Origin of the sequence: Dysgonomonas mossii DSM 22836, assembly GCF_000213575.1 — a bacterium.
GTDB classification, from domain to species: Bacteria; Bacteroidota; Bacteroidia; order Bacteroidales; family Dysgonomonadaceae; genus Dysgonomonas; species Dysgonomonas mossii.
On record NZ_GL892005.1, the window covers coordinates 765,147 to 789,832 of the forward strand.

A 24,686-nucleotide genomic window follows, 5' to 3' on the forward strand; every position below is an offset into this window, starting at 1 on the left:
TTATTTGAAGACGTGTCGAAGCATACGCAAAGTTATACTGAGAAATTTGTAGATAAGGTTGATGAGTTTGCTGATAAGGCACGAAAAAAGGCTTCTGATTTTTTTAACGAAAAGTAATTAGAGTAATAAAAGATTTAGAATATCTGTAAGTACAGCTTACGGATATTTTTGTGATATATACTGTTGGAATAAGGTGGCGAAGAAGAATTTTTATGTGGTGTGGAATGGAGTAAAGACCGGTGTCTACTCTTCATGGGCAGAATGCAAGGCTCAGGTAGAAGGTTATGATGGTGCTATTTATAAATCATTTCCATCGAAACTCGAGGCTGAGAAAGCTTACAATGAAAGTCCTTGGTTGTATGTAGGTAAGAATGCTGAAAAAAAGAAGCAGGTTTCAATACATAACATTCCCGAGATTATAAAAGATAGCCTTTCCGTAGATGCTGCCTGTAGTGGTAATCCCGGCTTGATGGAGTATCGCGGAGTATATGTGAAGACCGGAGAGGAGATCTTTAAACAAGGACCATTTGAGCAAGGGACAAATAATATTGGAGAGTTTCTTGCTTTGGTACACGGCTTGGCTTTGTTGAAGCAGAAAGGCTTTTCTATTCCCATTTATTCAGATAGTGTAAATGCAATAAAGTGGGTAAAAGAAAAGAAATGTAAGACCAAGCTGGAGCGGATTCCCGAAAATGAATCTCTTTTCTACATGATAGAACGTGCCGAGAACTGGCTTAAAACAAATACTTATACAACTACAATCCTTAAATGGAAAACTGATGAATGGGGTGAGATTCCCGCAGATTTTGGACGGAAGTAAACTTTGGTTTGAAAATTTATTACAATAAATAAACGGAGCAAAATGTCTTCTTTGTTTAGTGACATTAAGCTCCGCTATTACCTGCTTGGGTTAATATATTCTGTAGATTATATATTATCCATATTTCTTTTGATAAAGTTGCTCAAAGCTTCGCCTTTCAGCATACCGTTTGACAGCAGAGCTAAATCTATCAATTGACGGATATTTTTATTCTCATTAGCATAAGCACTTACCGCCTCTTTATCTTTGTTATCTATATCAGCCATTATCTTTTTTATTAATGGATGCTCGATGTTTAATACAAGATTATAATTGTTCGGCATCTCACCATAAAATCCCATACCCGACTGCATAGCAGACATTTCCTTCATACGGCGCATAAACTCATTCTGAGTTATTTGTATTGGTTGTGCCTTTTCGTCCAACGATTTGTAGTCGACAGTAAATTCAGTTTTATCAATCTTCGGTAGTTGAGAAGTAAAGGCTTCATTCAACTCTTCCTTTTGTTTATCAGTTAGATTGATCTCTTTGCTGTCTTCTTTCAAGATCAGATTGTCCACTGTATCACTGTCTACTCGAACAAAGCGACTCTTCTCAAACTTCTGTTCAAGCAGTCCTGCCATGTGTACATCTAGTTGACCGTCAAATAAGATTACATCATATCCTTTGTCTTTCGCTGTATTTATGTAAGAGAATTGCTCTTCTTTGTTGCTGGTGTATAGATAAATCAGGTTACCATCCTTATCTGTTTGATCAGAAGATATAAGTGTTTTGTATTCTTCAAATGTGAATGCTTTACCGTCAACGTTCTTCAATAAACAGAACTTTTGAGCACGGTCGTAGAATTTCTCGTCGGTAAGCATGCCATATTCAACAAAGAGCTTGAGACTATCCCATTTGTCTTCGAATTGACTACGATCGTTTTTGAATATTTCTTCCAGCCTGTCTGCAACCTTTTTAGTAATATGATTGGATATCTTTTTTACATTCTGATCACTTTGCAGATACGAGCGAGAAACGTTAAGAGGAATGTCCGGTGAATCCAAGACTCCATGCATCAATGTCAAGAATTCGGGAACTATTCCTTCTACAGAATCGGTAACAAATACTTGGTTGCTATATAATTGTATCTTGTTGCGATTGAGGTCTATATTGCTCTTAACTTGAGGGAAATATAATATTCCTGTCAGCTTGAACGGATAATCAACGTTTAGATGTATCCAAAACATTGGTTCGTCAGAGAAGGGATACAAGTCTTGGTAGAATTTCTTATAATCTTCATCTTTCAAATCAGCCGGTTTGCGTGTCCATAGCGGATTTGTATCATTTATAACATTGTCTTCTTCTGTCTCTACCGATTTTCCGTCTTTCCACTCTGTTTTCTTTCCAAATACTACCGGTATGGGTAAGAAGCGGCAGTATTTTTTTAATAGTTTGTCTACTTCTGTTTTTTCTAGGAAGTTTTTATTCTCATCATCTATATATAAAATAATGTCAGTGCCTCGTTCTGCTTTTTCTACCGCTTCTAGCGTAAATTCAGGAGATCCGTCGCAACTCCATTTTATAGCTTGGGCATTTTCTTTGAAAGACTTGGTGATGATTTCTACTTTCTTAGATACCATGAAAGATGAATAAAAACCTAATCCGAAATGTCCAATAATAGAATTAGCGTCTTTTTTGTATTTATCGAGAAATTCGTTTGCAGAAGAAAATGCTATTTGATTGATGTATTTGTCTATTTCTTCATCGGTCATCCCGATGCCTTTATCTGAGATTGTAAGAGTGCCTTTATCTTTATCAATAGATACACTTACCGACAAATTGCCCATCTCTCCTTTGAATTCTCCTAACGATGCGTATGTCTTTAATTTTTGAGTAGCATCTACAGCATTAGAAACTAATTCACGGAGAAATATTTCATGATCACTATATAAGAATTTTTTGATGATAGGGAAAATGTTTTCGGTCGTAACCCCAATTTTACCAGTTTTTTCCATGTTCTATAATATTTTATCAGTTATATTTATTAATTATGTATTATTAAGGCAAAATAAATGCCAAAGAGTATCTGAGTGACAATTTGTCGCAGTTCGTTAGATTTATTTTGATAAATTAATGAAGTTTATAGAAATAATTTATAACTTATATTAATATTCAAATAATATTTGAGGGTTCATTGTATCAGTGTATTATGTGTTTTGTTCTTGCTTATTTTTCTGAAAAAAAGTATATTTTTATAAAGTTTTTTCTAGTTGATAAAAAAAAAGAGTATATTTGTTTTAAGAATTAATGAAAAGAGATCATAAAAACAAAGCGTTGTTTTACTATATTTTTGGCTTAAAAGCCATACGAGATTACTTAAATTGCATTAGCCGACTAAAATTACAAAAAAATGACAACACTAAATAACACTTATAAAGGATTTGAAGACAGGTTAATAGACTTGCAGAATAACATGTTGAACTTTGCACTTACTCTAACATCCAATAGAGAAGAGGCGAAAGATTTGTTGCAAGAAACAACTTTACGTGCTTTAGACAACAAAGAGAAATATTATGAAAACGTAAACTTCAAAGGTTGGGTTTTTACTATCATGCATAATATTTTTGTGAATAACTATCGTCGTGTAGTTCGCAGTCAGACAATGATAGATCAAACTGAAAATTTATATCATTTAAATCTACCTCAGGATTCAGGCTTTGATACACCAGAAGGCGCATATACAGTATCTGAAATAGTTAAAGTGATAAATAGTTTTGCAGATGAATATAAAGTTCCTTTTACAATGCACGTGTCGGGGTATAAATATGAAGAAATTGCTCAACAACTAGGTTTACCAATAGGTACGGTTAAGAGTCGTATTTTCTTTGCTCGTAAACGTCTTCAGGAACTATTGAACGATTATAAATATCAAGATAGAGAATAATATAAAAATTATTTAAACAATAAATGAAAGCCTGCAGTATAATAATTGCAGGCTTTTTTTTCTGAGGCAGAAAGTCCTTTTTATTCTAATATATCCTAATTTTATTATTTTAAAATATCCTAGTTTTGTTTATTTTTACTATCTCATAAGTTGAATAATAATAAAAAAGATGAGCCTAAATATTTTTCAAAAATATCGATTTTTATAACTTGAATATATATAGATTTGTTCTTTATTTTCTCTTTTTGTGATAGAAGAATCTCATAATGAAGCAATAGAGAACTTTTATCAATTGATAGATATAATGAATTAAATTGTTTATATTTGTATCAATAAATTATAGATTAAAACAATAACCTAGACTATATGCATAATTGGTTTGAATGCAAAGTCAGTTACGAAAAAGTACTGGAAAATGGTATGCAAAAGAAAGTAACTGAACCATATTTAGTAGATGCACTATCTTTCACAGAGGCGGAAGCCCGTATAATTGAAGAAATAAAACCTTATATATCGGGAGAATTTACAATCGCAGATATTAAAAGAGCTAAATTGTCTGAATTATTTTTTAATGACAATGGCGATCGTTTTTTTAAAGCCAAAGTAATGTTTATTAGTTTGGATGAAAAAAGTGGAACCGAAAAGAAAACAGCAGTACAAATGCTAGCTCAGGCTTCTGATATAAAAGAAGCATTGAAAGTTGTAGAGAAAGGCATGGAGGGAACCTTGGCTGATTATACTATTGCTTCATTATCCGAGACTACTATTATGGATGTGTTTCCTTATTCAGAAGACGAAAAGAAGAAAGTAATATTAGTATGATTTGCCATAAATTTATGGTTGTATAAATTGTATTGTGTTACCGATTTGAAATGAATATATCAGATAATTTACATAAAATAAAAGAGGCTTTACCTGAAACTGTAAAACTTGTCGCTGTATCTAAGTTTCATCCTGTAGAAGCTATACAGAAACTTTATGATACCGGTCAACGGGTTTTTGGTGAGAGTCGGATGCAAGAAGTAGACCAGAAATATAATAAGTTGCCACAAGATATAGAATGGCACTTTATCGGTCATCTGCAAACAAACAAAGTGAAAGCAATTATTCCATATGTTCATACTATTCATAGTGTTGATAGTTGGAAGCTTTTGCAGGAGATAGATAAACAGGCAACAAGAGTAAATAAGCGTATTTGCTGTCTTTTAGAAATTCACATAGCTGAAGAGGACTCTAAATATGGATTATCATTTGATGCCTGTCGGCAGATGCTGAATGAAGGTCTTTGGAAGCAGTTGAAATATGCATATATTGGAGGGGTGATGGGGATGGCTACCTTTACCGATAATGTAGATCTGATAAGGACAGAGTTTCGTAGCCTGAAACTATTCTATGACAAACTTAAAGCAGACTATTTCCAAGATTTTGATTCGTTTTCCGAAATTTCAATGGGAATGTCTGATGATTATGAAATAGCAGTGGAAGAAGGAGCTACTATAGTACGAGTAGGTTCTTCAATATTTGGACAAAGAGAATACTAACACTAACTAAATACCGTAGATATGAACATACAGCAACTGGAGTATATTATTGCAGTGGACAATCACCGCCACTTTGCAAAAGCGGCGGAAGCTTCTTTTGTAACGCAGCCTACCCTAAGTATGATGATCCAGAAATTGGAAGATGAACTGGGGGTTAAAATATTTGATCGTAGTCAGTTGCCTGTTCAGCCAACTGTTATTGGTATTCAGATCATAAATCAGGCTCGTGTCATTGTATCGCAAGTAAAACAGATAAAAGAAATAATCCAAGAAGAAAAAGGAATAGTTCAAGGTGTGTTTAAGCTGGGTATAATCCCTACCATCGCTCCTTATTTATTACCTAAATTAATGAAAGTACATGACGAAAACGGTTATGATATTGTCTTGGTAATAGAAGAAACAACAACCGGTCAGATAATAGAGAAGTTGTTGAATGGGGCTTTGGATGGTGCTATATTGGCTACACCTCTTAAAAATGATAAAATATCGGAACATCCGATATATTACGAACGATTCTATGCTTACGTTTCTCCCCGCGAAACGTCGCTTTATGCAAAAAAAGAGCTGGAAGAAGATGATCTGAATATAAACCGTTTGTGGTTGCTTGAAGAAGTTCATTGTTTCAGAGGACAGATATTGAGAATTTGTAATATGCGTAAGCGTAAAAGCTCACATTCTTTATTCTCTTACGAAGCAGGAAGCATAAGCACATTGATCAATATTGTAGATAATAATAGTGGGCTTACTATTATTCCCGAGATGGCAATAGAAGATCTCACCGAACAGCAAAAAAAGAATGTGCGTCCGCTGAAAGGTATTTCGCCGGTAAGAGAAATCAGTTTGGTTACTCGTAAAGAATTTTTGAGAGAGAGAGTTTTAGATATAATAATTTCGGAAATAAAGCAATCGGTACCTCAACCTCTATTGAGTTTAGAGCTAAAAAAGTTCGTTGTGGATATTTGATCTGAATTTTCTGTAAAACATAATATAAGAAAGTCCTGAAACTATCAGGACTTTTACTTTTTAAAGAGAATAAATCCTGAATTATTTGTAGATTTATAAATACTTTATTTTCTTTGTTAAAGCTTTATATAAATGCCTGTTATGAAAAACAAATATCTTCTTCTGTCATTATTCTTTAGTCTCTTTTTGGTATCATTGGAACTGCAAGCTCAAGAAGACAATGTATATATATTCGATGAATTTAAAAATGGAAAAGTTGTATATAAAAATGGTGCAGTTGTATATGCAAAACTTAATTATGATCCTTTAAATCAAAGGATGCTCTTTCTCTCACCTTCGGATAATTCTTTACTAGAGATAGTCAATCCTTCGGATATTTCATATATCAATATTGAAGGGCGAATGTTTGAGCAAATAAAAGGCAATTTATTCTACGAACGGATTAATTATAATGACCTTATTCTTTATATACAATGGAGATCTAAGGCTATATCGGAGGGAAAACCGAGTGGTTATGGTACGACATCGACAACAAGTGCTATTACGAGTGTAAGTGTAATTAATAAAGAGGGACGTACTATCCCACTGAACGTTTCCGAGAAATTTAATTACAAGCCTGATAATTTCTATTATGTAAAGATTAATAATACACAGAAGCGTTTTTCTACCCCAGACTCATTAGCAAAGTTATTTAAAGCTCACAAGAAAGAAATCAAGAAATATATTAAAGAAAATAAACTGGATTTTGATAATCCGGAAGATATTAAGTCTGCTGTGGAATACTGCTCACAGTATGCAGGTAAATAGAGATAAAGTTCTCTTTTTATTTATATATCTGGCATTATTAGCGAAAATTGTATATATTTGCACAGCTTTCATAGGGGGGCATTAGCTCATCTGGCTAGAGCGTTAGACTGGCAGTCTAAAGGTGATCGGTTCGAGTCCGATATGCTCCACGAAATTTTAACTCCTCATGCAGAAATGTGTGGGGATTTTTATTTTATCTTTGAAGAAAATATTATTATGGCTATACAAGATTGGTTTGTTGCATTAAGTGCGATTGCTACACTATTCATGGCAGGGGTTACTTATTGGAGTTTACGCCAAAATAAAGAGCAGTTAAATGAGCTAAAACGCCAATGGGAGGAGCAAAATTCTCCTAGAATAGTACCACTAATTATAAGAAAAAACAGATATATTATTTTGCGATTTAAAAACATATCTAATGTTACAGCTCATAATGTTTTTCCCAAGGTAAAAATTAAGACCGTACCCAATGAGCTTGAATGGTATTTTAATGTCGAAGAAAAAATAAATGACACGAGATTATTGATAGAGCCTAATGGATATAAAGATGTCATTATAAGTCAATATTGGGCAGAAATAAAATATCAGGGAAATATTGATGTCGAAATTCTTTATATGAATAGAGTATCTGAAAAGTTTAATATATCATTGACAGAACTTAATATAGTTCAAGCATATCAAGATATCGATGCTATATCTATTGAGTTACGAAGGATTTCAGATGAAATACAACGTAAAAAGTTTATGTAATATTTTTAGCGCCATTTCATAGATCTAACAATTTCTTTCTAATCCACGCAAGAAGAGTTTGGCTCGTTATAAGCATTTTAATATGTAATAATTATTATCAAAGTCGTAGATATAACCATTGGCTAAAAGAGCTTTGCATGATGCTATATTTTCTTGTTCCGGCTGAACTATTATTGCCTCTGGATTCTTGTCCCGAATTATTTTATTAGTAAGAATTCTTACAATTTCTTTGCCATATCCTTTCCTTAGAAAATGTTCTTCCCCAATCAAATAATCAATGCTATATATATTGTTTGGGCACTCCACCGAATACCAGCCTTCTTTGGCATCGAAGCAATCATAAAATTGACAAAATCCAATTGGTTTATCATTCTCAAGAATAATATAGTGAGATAAGAAGTTAAAGCTTCCTTCTCTTTCTTTTATTTCATGAATCCATTCATCAGCATCATGATACCATTGCAGTATATAATCCTTATGTAACCATTCATTCAATAACTCGATGTCTGAATCTTGTATCGCAGTTAAAGTCAGTTGCATTCTTTTCTTATTATCAGTATAATATAGCTTTTTATTATTCAATATTAACCGAAACAATACATTTACTTACTTTGTAGACTGTTTGCAATTGCATCCACAACAGCTACAGCCGTTAAGTTGACTATATCTCTTACAGAGCTTTCTATATCTGTAAAGTGGACAGCTTTGCGTAATCCCATCTGAATTGGTCCTAAGCTTTCACCTGCAATACCCAACTCCATCAATAGTTTACTGGATATATTCGCTGAACTTAAATTCGGGAATATCAATGTGTTTACATCCTTGCCTTTAAGGGTGTTGAATGGGAATGCTTTATCTCTTAGCTCTTTATTCATCGCAAAATTCAGCTGCATTTCTCCATCAATATTATAATCCGGATAATTGTCATGAAAATATCTTACTGCATTTGCGATACTTTTAGGGCTTCCGTTATCATCAGCTCCGTAGTTGGAAAACGAGAGCATTGCAATCACCGGCTCTGTAGAGAAATATTGTACAGTGTCGTGCGCCAGTTTTACTATTTCGATCAACACATCTTCTTCCGGCCAACGATTAATAAGTGTGTCTGCAAGGAAATAAGGACCTCTTTTTGTTTGTACAATATGCATGGCTGCAAAATGTTTATACTGAGGCTTTAATCCGATCACTTCCAGTGCGGTTTTTGCAAATTCACGGTAGTGGCTATATATTCCTGTGATAACTGCATCAGCATCACCTGTCTCTACCATCATCATTCCAAAATAGTTGCGGTCGCTCATTTTCTCGAATGCTTCTTGGTAGCGGATACCTTCTCTCGACTTTTTCTCACTCAGTAGCTGAGCATAGCGCGCCCTACGTACATCCTCTGATATGTTTCTGTGATTTATTATTTTTATTCCGTTGAGATCAAGTCCATTTTCTTTGGCTATATTCTGTATTCTCTCTTCACTACCCAGTAAAATAGGTTCACACAAATTGTCTTTATACGCAATGATAGCAGCTTTTATCGTATTAACGTGGTTTCCTTCACAATATACAACACGTTTTCTTTCGCTTTTGGCAAGAGCTGTCAGACGGTGGATTAGCTTATTGCTATATCCCATCATCTCAGATATCCTGTTTTGATACTCTACCCAGTCGGTGATTGTCTTTTGAGCGACTCCACTCTCTATGGCGGCCTTGGCTACGGCGGTAGATACTGATGTTAACAGTCTTGGGTCTAGCGGTTTCGGGATAATATAATCTTTTCCAAAATTCAATTTCTTTATTTCATAGGCTGAATTAATAACATCGGGAACGAGCTCTTTTGCAAGGTCGGCAATCGCTCTCGATGCAGCTAGTTTCATTTCTTCGTTTATTGTTGTAGCCCTTACATCTAATGCTCCTCTGAAAATGTATGGAAATCCCAAAACATTATTTACCTGATTGGGATAATCGGAACGTCCGGTAGCAAAAATAAGGTCATCGCGTGACGCCATCGCTTCTTCGTAGGAAATTTCGGGATTAGGATTCGCTAAAGCAAATACTATCGGGTTGTTATTCATTTTCCGTATCATTTCCTTTGTCAGAATGTCAGCAGTAGACAATCCTAAGAAAACATCGGCGCCCTCGATAGCTTCATCTAGCGTTGTTATATCGCTGTCTATAGCAAATTCTTTTTTAGTCGCAGTTAGATTAGATCGCTTAGTTGTAATAACACCTTTGCTGTCGCACATAATGATGTTTTCTTTTTTTACACCAAATCTCATATATAGGTTTGTACATGCGATAGCAGAAGCTCCGGCTCCATTTACTACAAGTTTTATTTTGGAGATATCCTTTTTCGTTATATCTAATGCGTTTATCAAAGCCGCTGCAGAAATGATCGCTGTGCCATGTTGATCGTCATGCATCACCGGAATATCAAGCTCTTCTCTTAATCTTTTTTCTATTTCGAAACATTCGGGTGCTTTTATATCCTCCAGGTTAATACCCCCGAAAGTAGGAGAAATTGCCTTGACTGTCTGAATGAATTTTTCAGGATCTTTCTCATCAACCTCAATGTCAAAAACATCAATGCCTGCGAATATTTTAAATAAGAGCCCTTTGCCTTCCATTACAGGTTTGCCTGCAAGTGCGCCAATATCGCCTAGTCCAAGTACCGCTGTCCCATTCGAAATAACAGCAACCAGATTTCCTTTGGTCGTATATTCATACGCCAGCTGAGGATCTTTTTCTATTTCAAGGCATGGTTCTGCCACACCGGGTGAATATGCCAGAGACAGATCCATTTGGGTACTATGCGGCTTAGTAGGTACAACCTCAATTTTTCCGGGTCTCCCACTTCTGTGATACTTCAAGGCGGCTTCTTTCGTAACTTTAGGCATGATTATTAATGTTTTACAGGTTTGTAGATAGAATCTCTGCTTTATACAAAGTTATACAAAATGAATTTCAAAATATTTATATTTTAAGAAATCATTTTGATCTTTATTATATGTTATATAACACTTGTGTAACGTTATATGTTTTGAAATTAGTTTGTATTTAGATTTTTTAGTTTCAAAAAGATAGGTTTGCGGTAGAGCTTTTTATGATTTCTTTAGCTTTTTCTATTATTGTGTCTATACCCTTGTCCATATCTGCTTCTGTCATGTCTATTTTAATGTCCGGATCAATTCCAAATTCCAGTTGATTCATTTCTGCATCCATGATAGGAGATGCCGAAAAACGTATAGACCAACCGTTCGGTAATTCTGAAGAAAATGGAAGCCCACTTCCCCCGCCGGTTTTGTCGCCAACTATAGTTGCATTTGGAGCATATCGCATTGCATTAACAAAATCATTCGCTGCACTGTAGCAACTACGATTCGTAAGGATAACCACCTTCTTTTGATACTTGACTCCACTTGTTGGTTCTACATATATTTCATAGGGCTTGGAAAAGTCATCATGCCCTTTTCCCGTTTTATGCCTCATGTAACCAACCAGTGTTTTTTCGTTAAAGAAATGAGATGCTAGCCTATCGCTATTGGACATCAAGCCTCCTCCATTATCTCTCACGTCGAGAATGATACCATCACATAGTGCAAACCTATCGAGCACTTGATTGATATTTCCTTCGCCGATACCACTCGAGAAACTACCATAATATATATATCCTATATTATTATCCAACAGTTTGTACTTAAGTCCTCCGGCTATTCCATAATCTGTTCCGATATAGTTTTTTTGTATCTTAGAGTCAAAGTTGTCAGGATAATCTTCAAACCATTTCCAATAACGAGCTACATTGTGTGAGGCAACTAGATTTACGTGTCCATCCTGTACCTCTGCAAGCATTTCGCCTAAGACTGCAAATAAAGCATCGTTATCCATATTTTCACTTATACGTTGCGAGTAACGATTATAGATTTCGTTCCAGTCTATGTCCTTATAATTAAAAAAGCAATAATGCTCATCCATGATTTGCCAAAGGGCCTCGAAGTTTCCCTTCTTTGAGTTCTCGAACTTATCTTCCTTAAAACAGGATGTAAAAAAGAAACAGGCGAATATGGCAATATATAGATACTTCATCAGCTTAATTTTGAGTGTTCAAGGTAGTAATAATTCTTTAAACTCGTTGAATGTATATCGATAGTAATTCAAGTCAACATGTCCGTCTACTCCCGGTAATTCACCTTTATGTGAGAATTGCCATATTTTCCAGTTATTTACATCGTCTGAAGGCTCGTTGTGCAAATCACACATCCATATAATATTCTTAGTGAAATTACCTTTTATATATAGCTTATAACAGTCTCTGTTGGTATAAATGATAGGATGAACTCCAAAATGTTCATAGAGCTTATTCTCCATTATTTTAAGCTCTTTAACAACAGTTCCTACAAATTCTTTGTCCTTGCTATACGGATTTGCCGGAGAATGTTCCACGTCTATAGCAGGAATCAAGTCTCCGCTATTAAATTTTGCTGTTTTAAGAAAATGTTTTGCCTGTTCTTCTCCCGATAAGGCAAACGTATAGAAATGATATGAGCCTACCTTTATATTCGACTTTCGAGCCAGATCATAATTGAAAGGATAATTCCTGTCCTCATGTGTTGTCCCTTCTGTCGATTTCAGATAAGCGAATGTTATATCTTGTTCCATTACATTATCCCAATTCAGAATTGGATTATGATGCGAAACGTCTATGCCTTTCACAAAATATTTATTAGAATCGAAAGATTCGGGCTCTTCAAAAAATCCTTTAATAACAAAGAAAGCTGCAATGCCTAAGCATACAGCTATACTCATTGACAGGATATATTTCTTTAAATTATTTTTTTTAGATTTCCTCCTGTTTACTCTTTTGCGTATTGTTCTTTTTCGTACTGTTTTTGCCATTTACTTTTAGTCAAATAAAATAGCTTCGGATAAAAACTTCCCGGCTTTATCTTTGGGTGACAAGATTAGTTCTTTCTCATCTATTCCCCAGTTGATAGCGACCGATGGATCACTCCACAGTAGAGAAGCTTCATGTGCAGGAGCATATACATTATCTACTTTGTAAGAAAAAACCGCTTCTTGACTAAGAACCAAAAAACCATGAGCAATACCTCTTGGCATAAATAGTTGCTTTTTATTTTCATCTGTTAGCTCTACAGCCAAATATTCTCCAAAAGTAGGAGAGCTTTTCCTTAAATCAACGACAACATCTAGAACAGATCCGTTAAGTGCTCTAACTAATTTTGCCTGAGAATATTCTCCTATTTGATAATGTAATCCTCTTAGTACTCCCCGAGTAGACTTGGATTCATTATCTTGAATAAAATCAATCTTACCGATGTGTTCATCGAAAAGATTTTTCTTATATGATTCCATAAAGTATCCTCTTTCATCATTAAATACTTTAGGCTCTATTACCCAGACTCCTTTAATGGATTGTTCCGTAAATTTCATTTTTTAGTATACTATTTCTTGTTGATATTATGCGTTTCTATTTCTATCCGGTTTTTACTTGACCAAACTTAAGATATATTGTCCGTAAGCTGTTTTATCTAGTTTTTGCCCAAGAGCAGCCAGTTGGTCGTCATCAATCCACTTGTTGCGCCATGCAATTTCTTCGATACAAGAGACATAGAATCCTTGTCTATTCTGTATTGTTTCTACGTAGTTTCCTGCCTCTAGTAAGCTATCACAATTTCCTGTGTCAAGCCATGCAAAACCACGACCAAACAATTGTACTTCTAACGTTCCTTCTTCCAAGTAGCATTTATTTAGGTCTGTAATTTCATACTCACCTCTAGCCGACGGTTTTAAGGCTTTGGCCTTCTCTGTTACCGTTTTATCATAAAAATATAGTCCCGGTACAGCATAGTTCGATTTTGGCTTCTCGGGTTTTTCTTCCAGAGATAACACTTTTTTTGACTCATCAAACTCTACAACACCGTATGCACGAGGATCTTTTACGTAGTATCCGAATATACAGGCTCCGGTTTCGATAGAGGCCGCTTTTTTTAGCATCTGCGAAAAATTTTGCCCATGAAACATATTATCGCCAAGGATAAGGCAACCCGGCTCACCATCTAAGAATTTCTCGCCAAGAACAAAAGCCTGCGCAAGTCCGTTCGGAACTTCTTGTATCACATATTCGAATTTCATGCCGAGCTCTTCCCCTGTACCGAGTAGCTCTCTGAACATAGGGAGATCACGAGGAGTAGATATAACCAATATTTCCCGAATACCTGCCAGCATTAGTGTTGATAGCGGATAATAGATCATTGGCTTATCGTACACAGGCATTATCTGTTTCGATATTGCTTTAGAAAGTGGGAAAAGTCGTGTAGCACTTCCTCCGGCAAGAATAATTCCTTTCATAGTGTTTATGTTTATATAAATAGCAATATACAAAAATAGTAAATCTAGCGTATGATTCGAGTATATATCGAGAATAGTTTATTGTTGCATGCTCTTTTTGCCAATGTTCACTATTTACTCAAGATAGAAGTTGAGAATACATAAAAAATAGAGGCACTCTAACGAAATGCCTCTATTTATTTTATTCACAATAACCAGATTAGATGCAAGGGATTTTGTCGATGCGTCTCTGATGTCTTCCTCCTTCGAAAGGAGTATTGAAGAAGGCTTCTACCATCTGAGAAGCTTCCTCCGGAGAAATCATTCTTCCCGGTAATGCAAGTACATTCGCATTGTTGTGTGCTCTTGCCAATTGAGTTATTTCTACATTCCAGCAAAGCGCGCTACGTACTTTCTGATGCTTGTTCAATGTCATATTAATGCCATTGCCTGTACCACAAACAGCAACACCAAAATCACATTCGCCATTGTCAATAGCTGTTCCCAATTTATGACCATAGTCAGAATAATCTGTACTTTCTGTAGAATAAGTTCCATAATCAATATATTTAACTCCTTGTTTATCAAAGAGGCTTATAATATATTGCTTTATAGAATATCCTGCATGATCGCTAGCCAATCCTATCGGTTTATCTCCTTGTATCGTAATTGTCATTGTTTTTTGCTTTTTTATATTACTTCAGATATTCTTTGACCTGTTTATATACATTATCAGGTGTAAACCCTAGTTTTTCATCGAGTACTTTGTAGGGAGCGGAAAACCCGAAAGAATTCATACCCCAGATTTTGCCATTGTCGCCAACGAGCCCAAGTAATGTCACGGGTAGCCCGGCAGTCAATCCGAACTTTTTCTTTTCCTTCGGCAATACGCTTTCCTGGTATTCTTTGCTTTGTGTGCGGAATACTCCCTCGGATGGAACGGAAACAATACGTGTTTTTATGCCGTCTTCTTTCAGCAGCTTAGCCCCGTCAACGAGTGTCGATACTTCCGATCCTGAAGCCAGCAGGATGATGTCATAGTTCGCATCTTCCTCCACTATATATGCTCCCTTTTCGGCTTGAAGGGCTTCTGCATATCTGTCTTCTTTTGCCGGCAGGTCGTTGATGTTCTGACGGGAGAAAATCAGTCCTGTCGGGCTTGTTTGATTTTCCATTGCCATTTTCCAAGAAACCGTCGCCTCTGTAACATCCGCGGGACGAAGTACCAACATGGAGTTGTGCCCGTTGTGATTTTGCAATTTCTCCAACAGACGAATCTGAGCTTCTTGCTCTACGGGTTCATGTGTCGGTCCGTCTTCCCCTACACGGAAAGCATCGTGTGTCCAGATAAACTTAACAGGCAGTTCCATCAGAGCAGCCAGACGTATGGCGGGTTTCATGTAGTCAGAGAACACAAAGAAGGTTGCACAAGCCGAAATAATACCGCCATGCAATGTCATGCCGATACACAGACAAGCCATTGTCAGTTCCGATACCCCTGCCTGCAGGAATGCTCCTGAGAAGTCCCCTTTTTTCATGCTGTGGGTATGTTTCAAGAAGCCGTCTGTTTTATCCGAGTTGGAAAGGTCGGCGGAGGAAACAACCATGTTCTCCACTTGCTTTGCCAATACACCCAGTACGGTTGCTGATGCCGCCCGAGTTGCCTGATTAGGTTTTTGCTCTATGGCTGCCCAGTCGATTGCCGGTGTATAGCCGCTAAACCATTTCTGCATTTTTTCGGCAAGTTCAGGGTTTTGTTTTGCCCAGGCTTCTTTTTCGGCGTGTTTTTTTGCTACTATTTCCTCGAGTTCAGCCTTACGTTTGGCGTAGAGTTCTTTTACCTCCGGGAAAATAACGAACGGATTTGTGGGGTCACCTCCGAGGTTTTCGATTGTTTTCTCGAAAGAAGCCCCGGCAGCACTTAAGGGTTGTCCGTGAGTCTCAGTTTCATTTTCAAAGCTTGATCCGTCGGCTTTAAGCGCACCTTTCCCCATGATTGTTTTACCGATGATAAGAGTCGGCCTTTCTTTTTCAGCTTTAGCTTCTGTTAGAGCGGCACGTATTTCGGATGCGTCATTACCTTTGATGGTGATCACTCTCCATCCCCAAGCCTGATATTTAGCGGCAACATCCTCTTCGGTTACTTCTTTTGTTTTGGTAGATAACTGTATTCCGTTCGAATCATAGAACATGATCAGGTTATCGAGCCCCAGGTGTCCGGCGGTACGTCCTGCTCCCTGCGAGATCTCTTCCTGAATACCCCCATCGGAAATAAAAGCATATATTGTTTGATCCATACGGTCACCAAATCGATGCTTTAAGAATTTCGCAGCGATTGCTGCTCCTACGGCAAAGGTATGTCCCTGCCCCAGTGGTCCGGATGTATTTTCTATTCCGCGGTTGATGTCTCTCTCGGGGTGTCCGGGAGTGACGCTTCCCCATTGGCGGAATTGTTGTAAGTCTTCGAGTGTGAATTTTCCTGTCAGGCACAGCGTGCTGTAAAGCATCGGTGACATGTGTCCGGGATCGAGGAAAAAACGGTCACGACCTTCCCATGTCGGGTTTTGTGGATCGTAAACGAGAAATTCAGTGAATAAAACATTGATGAAGTCCGCTCCACCCATTGCTCCACCCGGGTGTCCTGACTTCGCTTTTTCAACCATTGAAGCCGACAGTATACGAATATTGTCTGCCGCACGGTTAAGTAAATCGATTGATGTCATAGTGATATGGTTATTTGTAAATTGATTTCATTTACAAAAGTAATGAAATATACATGTATTCTAAAATAAAATAATATTCAAAAAAGGCAAACTTTGCGCCTGTACTTAATTATTTTCACTAATCAAGGTTTATTGCTAGTCCCCCCATTGATGTTTCTTTATAGAGACTCGGTAAGTCATGTCCGGTTTGTTGCATCGTACGAACGACTTTATCAAAATTAATGAGGTGTTTTCCATCCGACAGCATTGCAAAGGAACATGAATCGAGTGCTCTGGCAGCAGCAAAAGCATTGCGCTCAATACATGGAACTTGTACCAATCCGCACACGGGGTCGCAAGTGAGTCCCAAGTGGTGTTCCAAGCCCATTTCGGCAGCATACTCTATTTGCTGAGGAGAACCTCCGAATAATTGACAAGCAGCACCCGCTGCCATTGCACAGGCTACTCCAACTTCTCCCTGACAGCCAACTTCTGCACCCGATACCGATGCGTTTGTCTTCACTATGTTGCCTATAAGTGCTGCTGTAGCAAGAGCCCTTACTATTTTTTGATCGCTAAAATCGTGGTTTACTTTTAAGTGATACAGAACGGACGGAAGAGTTCCGCTTGAACCGCATGTAGGTGCCGTAACAATTACATTGCCACTTGCATTTTCTTCCGACACAGCAAGTGCATAAGAGTATATCAGTGCCCTGCTTTTCATTGAGCCTTGGTATCCTTTGGCTTTTATGCTATACATCGAGGCTTTTCGTTGCAATCCCAATCCTCCGGGAAGCAATCCTTCGGCATCGATCCCTCTGTGTATTGCAGCTACCATTGTTCTCCATACTTCCAGAAGATAATTATATATTTCTTTGCCTTCGGTATCTTCTACATATTCCCAAAATGTTTTGCCTGTTTCGTGACACCATTGCAGGATTTGCTTCATTGTATTTTTATCGTACAATTTTTCCTTATTTACTTTGCTATTCCCATCCGATAGGTCTCCTCCGCCAATGCTGTATACAATCCATTCTTTTATGGGCTGCTCGTCTGCAATAGCTTCGAATTTCATGCCGTTGGTATGGTATGGCAAAACAATCTCAGGTTGCCATATAATTTCTGTAGGGTAGGGTAGTAAGGTGTTTGTGATAGCTACATCGGTCATATGTCCTTTTCCTGTAGCTGCGAGGCTTCCGTATAATGTAACTCGGAACGATGTGGCGTTCTTATTTTCCTCTTTAAACATCAAAGCGGCTTTTTGTGGAGCCATTGTGTGGCTACTCGACGGGCCATGTCCGATTTTATACAAATTGCGAATCGATTCCATAATATTTATTTATAAGCTATAACAATTCTTCTTTTCTACTGTTCAGTTCTTAGTTAGAGCACAAAAATAGCAATATTAAATATTGTTAATCCTATAAAAGCAGGAATTAAGATATTTTACTATTATTCCTGTTTTTATAAGAATTCTCAAAGAGTAAGTTTTTATGTTATTTGTATGTTTTTTTGTTATGATTAGCGGTTGGGTTAAAGTTAATGGTTTGATAATCTGTTAGTCATTTTTATGGTGTTTTGGCGTTGGATACAAAAAGACATAAATAAACAGGAACATGTCGGCATTATAATATAAAAAGAAATGATATTTTAATCTAAAAATACATGTTGTACAACACGTTTTTTTATGAATGACAGCTGAAAAGAGATAAGTATTTTTACATCGATTTTATACAATAACAATCTTCACTTAACCTAAACAACCATGAGTTTTTGGATACTAACCATATCCAAATGAGAATCAAAGGGTAATTGAGTTTTGTGTAGTTTAATTACTCTTTGAATTCTCAGAGTTAAGTGCAGAAGATCGACCTAAAGAAGAATGAAATTTGACTAAAACTATAAAAATAAAACAATCTAACTAAATGTAAAAACTTAATCATGAGTAGTACGGAGAAAAAAAATTACTTGTTACCCATCATTGTGATGATCCTGCTTTTCGGGATGGTCTCATTCGTAACAAATCTAGCAGCGCCGATGGGTGTTGTTTTGAAAAACCAATTTGGAGCTAGTAACGCTGAAGGTATGCTAGGTGTGCTTGCTAACTTTATAGCGTATGCATTTATGGGTATTCCTGCTGGTATCTTGTTGAAGAAAATCGGATACAAGAAGACAGCACTTATCGCTATCGTTGTTGGTTTCGTCGGTATTGGTATTCAATACTTATCAGGAGGAGCCGGTAGCTTTGCTATATACCTGATTGGTGCATTTGTTGCAGGTTTTTCTATGTGTATGTTAAATACAGTAGTAAACCCTATGTTGAACACTCTTGGTGGAGGTGGTAACAAAGGTGGTGCATTGATACAAACAGGAGGTACTTTCAACTCATTGTGTGGTACATTGGTTCCTGTTTTAGTGGGTGTTTTTGTTGCTGACGTGACAAAGGCAAACATTAAAGATGTATACCCTGTTATGTATATTGCTATGGGTGTTTTTGCTTTCGCTTTTATTATTTTGGCATTGGTTCAGATTCCGGAACCTCACATGGAAGTGAAAAAAGCAATTGACAACGTAAAAGACAAATATAGTGCATTATCTTTCCGTCACTTTGTATTAGGTGCGATAGGTATCTTTGTATATGTTGGTGTTGAAGTTGGTATTCCCGGAACATTGAACTTATTCCTTGCAGATAAATCTATTGCAGGTTTGGATGCGACATCTGCTGGTTTTGTAACGGGTACATATTGGTTCTTAATGCTAATCGGACGCTTCTTCGGAGCTTCTATTGGTAGTAAGGTGTCAAGTAAATCAATGCTTACTGTTGCAGCAGGCTTAGGCCTTGTATTAGTTTTATTAGCGATTTTCCTTCCTATAACAACAAAAGTGTCAATGCCTGTATTCCAAAGCATCAATGGTAGTCTTTCATTTGGTATGATGCAAGTGCCTATTAATGCAATGTTCTTGGTATTATGCGGACTTTGTACTTCTGTAATGTGGGGTGGTATCTTTAATCTTGCAGTAGAAGGACTCGGTAAATATGTAACAACAGCATCAGGTATATTTATGACATTAGTTTGTGGTGGAGGTATCTTACCACTTCTTCAAAACTTCCTAGCTGATAGCGTTGGTTATATGGCAAGCTACTGGGTAGTATTTGTTGGATTGGCTTATCTATTATATTATGCTGCTATCGGTAGCAAGAATGTAAACACAAATATTCCTGTAGAATAATATTCCTGAATATAAAATATATTATGAAAGCCTGCTGAATTCTTTAGCAGGCTTTCATGTTTTTATTCTTGTGAACAATTATCTTATAATAATAACCATTGCTTCTTATACCAACTGATAAGGAGCTGTATTCAACGTATTATTTTTTATTCAGTTTAACTCATGATTCATTTTTTATTTAATCGCTTTATATTTTATATTTGTATTGTTAAAATTGAAATCTTATTATAAAAAAGGAGACAAATGAAAATGAATGGAAAGGTGTTACTTTTGTTACTTTTTAACAAAAAGCTGAAGAATAAAATATATTGAAATAAAGAAAACTATGTCAATTAAAAGTATAATTGCTTCGACCTTAAATATTAAGGAGTCTCAGGTGTCTAAAACTGTAGATTTACTCGAATCGGGTGCTACAATTCCTTTTATCAGTCGTTACCGTAAAGAGGTAACCGGAGGCCTTGACGAAGTTCAAATAACTGCAATAAAAGAGCAGAATGATAAACTAAATGAGCTCGTAAAACGTAGGGAAACGATCTTAAAGTCGATAGAAGAGCAGGAAAAGTTAACACCTGAACTGAAAAATCGCATAGAGAATTGTTGGAACTCATCGGAACTTGAAGATATTTATTTGCCATATAAGCCAAAACGCCAAACACGAGCTGAAATAGCAAGGAAGAAGGGTTTGGAGCCTTTAGCGAATATTATTATGCTTCAGCAAAGGATTGACGTGCAGTCTAAGGCTCAGGCTTTTGTTAAAGGGGATGTTAAGGACGTGAAAGAAGCTATTGCGGGTGCGTGTGATATAATTGCCGAACAGATAAATGAGGATGAGTATGCCCGTAATTCTATTCGCAACCTTTTTCAGCGTGAGGCGGTTTTAACATCGAAAGTTGTAAAAGGAAAAGAAGAAGAAGGGGATAAATATCGAGATTATTTCGATTTTTCAGAAAAACTGAATAAAGTTCCTTCTCATAGGATATTGGCTATACGCAGAGGTGAATCGGAAGGTTTCCTCAGGGTAAATATTGCACCCGACGAGGATGCCGCCTTAGAAAGGTTAGACAAACGCTTTCTGAAAGGAGATAACGATAACGAAGCAACGAACTATGTTGCTGATGCAATTGAAGATGGTTATAAACGCCTGTTGAAGCCTTCGATAGAAACAGAGTTTGGCGCCTTGTCGAAAGAGAAAGCAGACGAAGATTCGATACATGTATTTACTGAAAATTTGCGCCAATTACTGCTTGCGGCTCCACTAGGAGAAAAGAGAGTATTGGGTATCGATCCCGGGTATCGTACAGGCTGTAAGCTGGTGTGTCTTGATGCTGAGGGTAATTTGCTTCATAATGAAACTATATATCCACATCCTCCTCAGAAAGAGATCTCTAAGGCCGGAAGTAAGATTGTGAAATTAGTAACTACTTATAATATAGATGCCATAGCCATAGGAAATGGAACCGCAAGTCGTGAGACAGAGCACTTTATCACAAATCTTCGCTATGAGAAAAATGTGCAGGTGTTTGCAGTCAGTGAGAACGGAGCATCTATTTATTCTGCGTCAAAGGTTGCGAGAGAAGAATTCCCGGACTATGATGTTACGGTAAGAGGTGCCGTGTCGATTGGTCGCCGATTGATGGACCCTTTGGCCGAACTTGTAAAAATAGATCCAAAGTCGATAGGAGTAGGTCAATATCAACATGATGTGGATCAAGCCAAGTTGAAAAAGTCGTTGGATCTTACCGTAGAAAGTTGTGTTAACCTTGTTGGGGTAAATGTTAATACTGCCAGTAAGCACCTTTTGACTTATGTTTCCGGTTTAGGTCCCGCCTTGGCTCAGAATATTGTTGACTATCGTGCTTCCAATGGAGCGTTCCGATCTCGTAAAGAACTGATGAAAGTGCCTCGCATGGGTGAAAAGGCTTTTGAACAGTGTGCCGGATTTTTGAGAATAGCTGGAGCGGAAAATCCTTTAGATAATTCTGCTGTGCACCCTGAAAGCTACCATGTGGTAGAAACTATGGCTAAGGATTTGAAGTGTACGGTAAAAGATTTGATAGATAATAAGGATTTGAAGAAGTCTCTTAAGCTTGAAAAATATGTATCGGATAAAGTTGGTTTACCGACTTTAAATGATATAATAGATGAGTTGGATAAGCCCGGACGTGATCCTCGTAAGGGTATTAAGGTTTTTGAGTTTGATCCGAATATAAAAACGATAGAGGATCTCAGAGAGGGGATGACATTGCCGGGTATTGTTACTAATATTACAAACTTCGGGTGCTTTGTGGATGTGGGTATAAAAGAAAATGGTTTGGTTCATGTCTCAGAACTGGCTGACCGCTTCGTTTCCGATCCGACAGAGGTTGTTTCGTTACATCAACATGTGGAAGTCAGGGTATTGTCTGTCGACATATCTCGAAAAAGAGTACAACTATCAATGAAAACGGCATAAAATAACAAGAAAATTATGTTTTTAAGCCTATTTTTAAACTCTGGTTCGTTATAATTGTTATTAAAATCAGATTATCTTTGTCTGAACTTTTTAAATAGAAAAACAAATGAAAAATTTAGTAGAAAAATTAAATCAAGATTTTGCCGCATTCTCTAAAGACGCAGCTTCACAAATCGAAAATGGTAATAAAGCAGCTGGCCAACGTGCTAGAAAAATTTCACTTGACATAGAAAAAGCTCTAAAAGAGTTTCGTAAACAATCAATTGAAGCAGCTAAATAAAAGCATAATGCAATATTGCACGGAGGCTGTCTCATATTAGATTTGAGATGGCCTTTTTAATTATTTGCTTTAGAGCCAGCGTTTAATTATATTATTGCTTCTATAAATTAGGGAGGTAGATTATGAATTTAGAATTTCTTACATCAGAGGTTTGTAAAATAGCTAAAGAAGGAGGGTACTTTTTAGCACAAGAAAGGAAAACCTTTCGTAAGGATAGGGTAGAGGAGAAGAATGCACATGATTATGTTTCGTATGTTGATAAGGAAACCGAAAAGCTGTTAGTTGCCAGATTGTCACTGCTTCTGCCTCAAGCGGGATTTATTACCGAAGAAGATACTGTTGCATTTGAAAAGAAAGATTATTATTGGGTTATTGATCCTTTGGACGGTACGACCAATTATATACAAGACAATGCTCCTTACTGTGTGAGCATAGCTTTGACTACCGAAACCGAAATATTACTAGGTGTGGTTTACGAAGTATGTAGAGGCGAGTGTTTCTATGCATGGAAAGGTGGTAAATCGTACCTGAATGAGACACAAATCCACGTTTCTGATAAGGACAATATGGGGCAAGCTTTCATCGGCTTAGATCTTCCTTATAATGCAGGAGATTACAAACCAGTAGTTAATCATTTGATGGATTCATTGTATGGGAAGGTTTCGAGTGTGCGTATAAACGGTTCGGCTGCGATGTCGATGTGTTACGTTGCCGCAGGGCGGTTCGATGCATGGGCTGAAGCATATATTAAACCGTGGGATTTTATGGCAGGGGCATTGATTGTACTTCAAGCCGGAGGGTCTGTTACTAATTTTAAAGGGAGTTCTTTGTTCAGGAAAGGACATGATATTTTGGCATCCAATTCATTGCTTCATAATGATATGTTGGAACTATTAGCTCCATTTCAAGATTCTTTGTAATTGTTCTGTTTGTTTTAAAAGAAAATTATCAACTCAGAATATTATACTAAAATTACATTCGTTAGTAAGATAAGTTTTATAAATTTGAACTATCAATATACATATACGCTATACTTCCAAAGCAAAATTAAAATATATGATAGAAAAGAGAGATTTAAATCTAGCTGTACTTATCGATGCCGATAATGTGCCTTATTCGAATATAAAGGGTATGCTTGATGAAATTGCTAAAATAGGTGTGCCAACTATCAAAAGAATTTATGGAGATTGGACAAAGCCTAGCGTTTCTGGATGGAAGCAACCTTTGCTGGAGCATGCAATAACTCCTATACAGCAATATAGTTACACAACAGGTAAAAATGCGACCGATTCGGCAATGATTATCGATGCCATGGATATTTTGCATGGAGGGCGGGTTGACGGCTTCTGCCTTGTATCTAGCGATAGTGATTTTACACGTTTAGCCGTGAGGCTGAGAGAGTCCGGTATGCAGGTAATAGGTATTGGAGAAAAGAAAACGCCTAGTCCGTTTATTGTAGCTTGTGATAAGTTTATTTATATCGAAATAATCAGGGACTCAGATGATAATAACGAAACGGAGTCTCCTGCGTCTACTGTTAAGAAACAACAGGAAAAGACTGTTGAACCTGTAAATAAAAAGTTGATAAATCTATTGAAGAGTACTATTAGAGACCTTGCTGATGATGATGGGTGGGCTTATTTGGGTGATATGGGGAATCTCGTAATAAAGAAGCGTCCTGATTTTGATTCACGAAATTATGGCTTTTCAAAGCTGGCCGCCTTGGTTAAAGCTCAGAGTAAGCATTTTGAAATGGATGAGCGAAAGAGTGAGAAAGGACATTCGCGTTTGGTATTTGTTAAAATAAAGGAGTGAAAGCTCATATTCTCATTTAATCTGTAGTCAAAGCTATTTGTCTCTATTAAGAATAATATTATT

At 36.8% G+C, this 24,686-nt stretch carries 22 protein-coding genes and 1 tRNA gene; 13 read left to right on the forward strand and 10 right to left on the reverse strand.

Translation table 11 applies throughout. The annotated features are described in order from the left end of the window. The first annotated feature begins 193 nt into the window (after positions 1 to 193). The gene (locus HMPREF9456_RS06740) at positions 194 to 820 is read left to right on the forward strand and encodes a ribonuclease H1 domain-containing protein (protein WP_018074830.1); all 627 of its coding nucleotides are present in this window, start codon (positions 194 to 196) and stop codon (positions 818 to 820) included. A gap of 107 nt (positions 821 to 927) precedes the next feature. On the opposite strand, the gene htpG is transcribed toward HMPREF9456_RS06740, so the two are convergent. Continuing rightward, complete coding sequence (gene htpG / locus HMPREF9456_RS06745) at positions 928 to 2,817, reverse strand: molecular chaperone HtpG (RefSeq protein WP_006842744.1); 1,890 nt, start codon at positions 2,815 to 2,817, stop codon at positions 928 to 930. Positions 2,818 to 3,212: 395 nt separating this feature from the next. Here htpG and HMPREF9456_RS06750 point away from each other — a divergent pair, with 395 nt between their 5' ends. The 7 genes from HMPREF9456_RS06750 to HMPREF9456_RS06780 all read left to right on the forward strand — a co-directional run bounded on the left by HMPREF9456_RS06750 (position 3,213) and on the right by HMPREF9456_RS06780 (position 7,807). Next, positions 3,213 to 3,746 carry an RNA polymerase sigma factor gene (locus tag HMPREF9456_RS06750; RefSeq protein WP_006842745.1) on the forward strand — a complete coding sequence of 178 codons (534 nt, stop codon included), beginning with the start codon at positions 3,213 to 3,215 and terminating at the stop codon, positions 3,744 to 3,746. A 366-nt stretch (positions 3,747 to 4,112) separates the two neighbouring features. Beyond that, the gene (locus HMPREF9456_RS06755; protein WP_006842746.1) at positions 4,113 to 4,568 is read left to right on the forward strand and encodes a DUF4494 domain-containing protein; all 456 of its coding nucleotides are present in this window, start codon (positions 4,113 to 4,115) and stop codon (positions 4,566 to 4,568) included. Between the two features lie 50 nt (positions 4,569 to 4,618). After that, complete coding sequence (locus HMPREF9456_RS06760; protein ID WP_006842747.1) at positions 4,619 to 5,287, forward strand: YggS family pyridoxal phosphate-dependent enzyme; 669 nt, start codon at positions 4,619 to 4,621, stop codon at positions 5,285 to 5,287. 21 nt (positions 5,288 to 5,308) lie between these two features. Further along, entirely contained in the window at positions 5,309 to 6,250 is a 942-nt protein-coding gene (locus HMPREF9456_RS06765; protein WP_006842748.1) for a hydrogen peroxide-inducible genes activator, read from the forward strand. Between the two features lie 141 nt (positions 6,251 to 6,391). Then, positions 6,392 to 7,057, forward strand: a complete 666-nt coding sequence (locus HMPREF9456_RS06770; RefSeq protein ID WP_245530999.1) for a hypothetical protein — start codon at positions 6,392 to 6,394, stop codon at positions 7,055 to 7,057. Positions 7,058 to 7,132: 75 nt separating this feature from the next. After that, positions 7,133 to 7,206 (forward strand) — tRNA-Ala (locus HMPREF9456_RS06775). Continuing rightward, positions 7,199 to 7,807: a hypothetical protein gene (locus HMPREF9456_RS06780; RefSeq protein WP_245531000.1), complete on the forward strand. Its 609-nt coding sequence runs from the start codon at positions 7,199 to 7,201 to the stop codon at positions 7,805 to 7,807. The genes HMPREF9456_RS06775 and HMPREF9456_RS06780 overlap by 8 nt, the downstream gene beginning before the upstream one ends. A 66-nt stretch (positions 7,808 to 7,873) precedes the next feature. Here HMPREF9456_RS06780 and HMPREF9456_RS06785 read toward each other — a convergent pair whose 3' ends face one another. The 9 genes from HMPREF9456_RS06785 to HMPREF9456_RS06825 all read right to left on the reverse strand — a co-directional run bounded on the left by HMPREF9456_RS06785 (position 7,874) and on the right by HMPREF9456_RS06825 (position 18,175). After that, positions 7,874 to 8,347, reverse strand: coding sequence for a GNAT family N-acetyltransferase (locus tag HMPREF9456_RS06785; RefSeq protein ID WP_006842751.1), 474 nt, complete (start codon positions 8,345 to 8,347; stop codon positions 7,874 to 7,876). 62 nt (positions 8,348 to 8,409) lie between these two features. Continuing rightward, a complete protein-coding gene (locus HMPREF9456_RS06790; RefSeq protein ID WP_006842752.1) occupies positions 8,410 to 10,692 on the reverse strand; it encodes an NADP-dependent malic enzyme in 2,283 nt (760 codons plus the stop codon). Positions 10,693 to 10,867: 175 nt separating this feature from the next. Beyond that, positions 10,868 to 11,881, reverse strand: coding sequence for a S41 family peptidase (locus tag HMPREF9456_RS06795; RefSeq protein ID WP_006842753.1), 1,014 nt, complete (start codon positions 11,879 to 11,881; stop codon positions 10,868 to 10,870). 18 nt (positions 11,882 to 11,899) lie between these two features. Then, on the reverse strand, positions 11,900 to 12,601 hold the full coding sequence (locus HMPREF9456_RS06800) for a glycoside hydrolase family 25 protein (protein WP_245531001.1): 702 nt from the start codon (positions 12,599 to 12,601) through the stop codon (positions 11,900 to 11,902). Positions 12,602 to 12,697: 96 nt separating this feature from the next. After that, positions 12,698 to 13,246, reverse strand: a complete 549-nt coding sequence (rfbC, locus tag HMPREF9456_RS06805) for a dTDP-4-dehydrorhamnose 3,5-epimerase (protein WP_006842755.1) — start codon at positions 13,244 to 13,246, stop codon at positions 12,698 to 12,700. A gap of 54 nt (positions 13,247 to 13,300) precedes the next feature. Then, complete coding sequence (gene rfbA / locus HMPREF9456_RS06810) at positions 13,301 to 14,164, reverse strand: glucose-1-phosphate thymidylyltransferase RfbA (protein WP_006842756.1); 864 nt, start codon at positions 14,162 to 14,164, stop codon at positions 13,301 to 13,303. Between the two features lie 199 nt (positions 14,165 to 14,363). Continuing rightward, complete coding sequence (gene rpiB, locus HMPREF9456_RS06815; RefSeq protein ID WP_006842757.1) at positions 14,364 to 14,819, reverse strand: ribose 5-phosphate isomerase B; 456 nt, start codon at positions 14,817 to 14,819, stop codon at positions 14,364 to 14,366. Positions 14,820 to 14,838: 19 nt separating this feature from the next. Beyond that, positions 14,839 to 16,866 (reverse strand): transketolase family protein, encoded by a 2,028-nt coding sequence (locus HMPREF9456_RS06820; protein ID WP_006842758.1) that lies wholly within the window; start codon positions 16,864 to 16,866, stop codon positions 14,839 to 14,841. 118 nt (positions 16,867 to 16,984) lie between these two features. Continuing rightward, positions 16,985 to 18,175: an L-serine ammonia-lyase gene (locus tag HMPREF9456_RS06825; RefSeq protein WP_006842759.1), complete on the reverse strand. Its 1,191-nt coding sequence runs from the start codon at positions 18,173 to 18,175 to the stop codon at positions 16,985 to 16,987. 611 nt (positions 18,176 to 18,786) lie between these two features. Between HMPREF9456_RS06825 and HMPREF9456_RS06830 the strand changes: the two genes are divergently transcribed. From HMPREF9456_RS06830 to HMPREF9456_RS06850, 5 genes are all read left to right on the forward strand, one after another. Next, a complete protein-coding gene (locus HMPREF9456_RS06830; RefSeq protein ID WP_006842760.1) occupies positions 18,787 to 20,076 on the forward strand; it encodes an MFS transporter in 1,290 nt (429 codons plus the stop codon). 325 nt (positions 20,077 to 20,401) lie between these two features. Beyond that, on the forward strand, positions 20,402 to 22,528 hold the full coding sequence (locus HMPREF9456_RS06835) for a Tex family protein (protein ID WP_006842761.1): 2,127 nt from the start codon (positions 20,402 to 20,404) through the stop codon (positions 22,526 to 22,528). 106 nt (positions 22,529 to 22,634) lie between these two features. Next, on the forward strand, positions 22,635 to 22,808 hold the full coding sequence (locus tag HMPREF9456_RS06840) for a histone H1 (RefSeq protein ID WP_006842762.1): 174 nt from the start codon (positions 22,635 to 22,637) through the stop codon (positions 22,806 to 22,808). Between the two features lie 122 nt (positions 22,809 to 22,930). After that, on the forward strand, positions 22,931 to 23,728 hold the full coding sequence (locus tag HMPREF9456_RS06845; protein WP_006842763.1) for an inositol monophosphatase family protein: 798 nt from the start codon (positions 22,931 to 22,933) through the stop codon (positions 23,726 to 23,728). Between the two features lie 136 nt (positions 23,729 to 23,864). Next, positions 23,865 to 24,623: an NYN domain-containing protein gene (locus HMPREF9456_RS06850; RefSeq protein WP_006842764.1), complete on the forward strand. Its 759-nt coding sequence runs from the start codon at positions 23,865 to 23,867 to the stop codon at positions 24,621 to 24,623. The last annotated feature ends 63 nt before the right edge of the window (positions 24,624 to 24,686 follow it).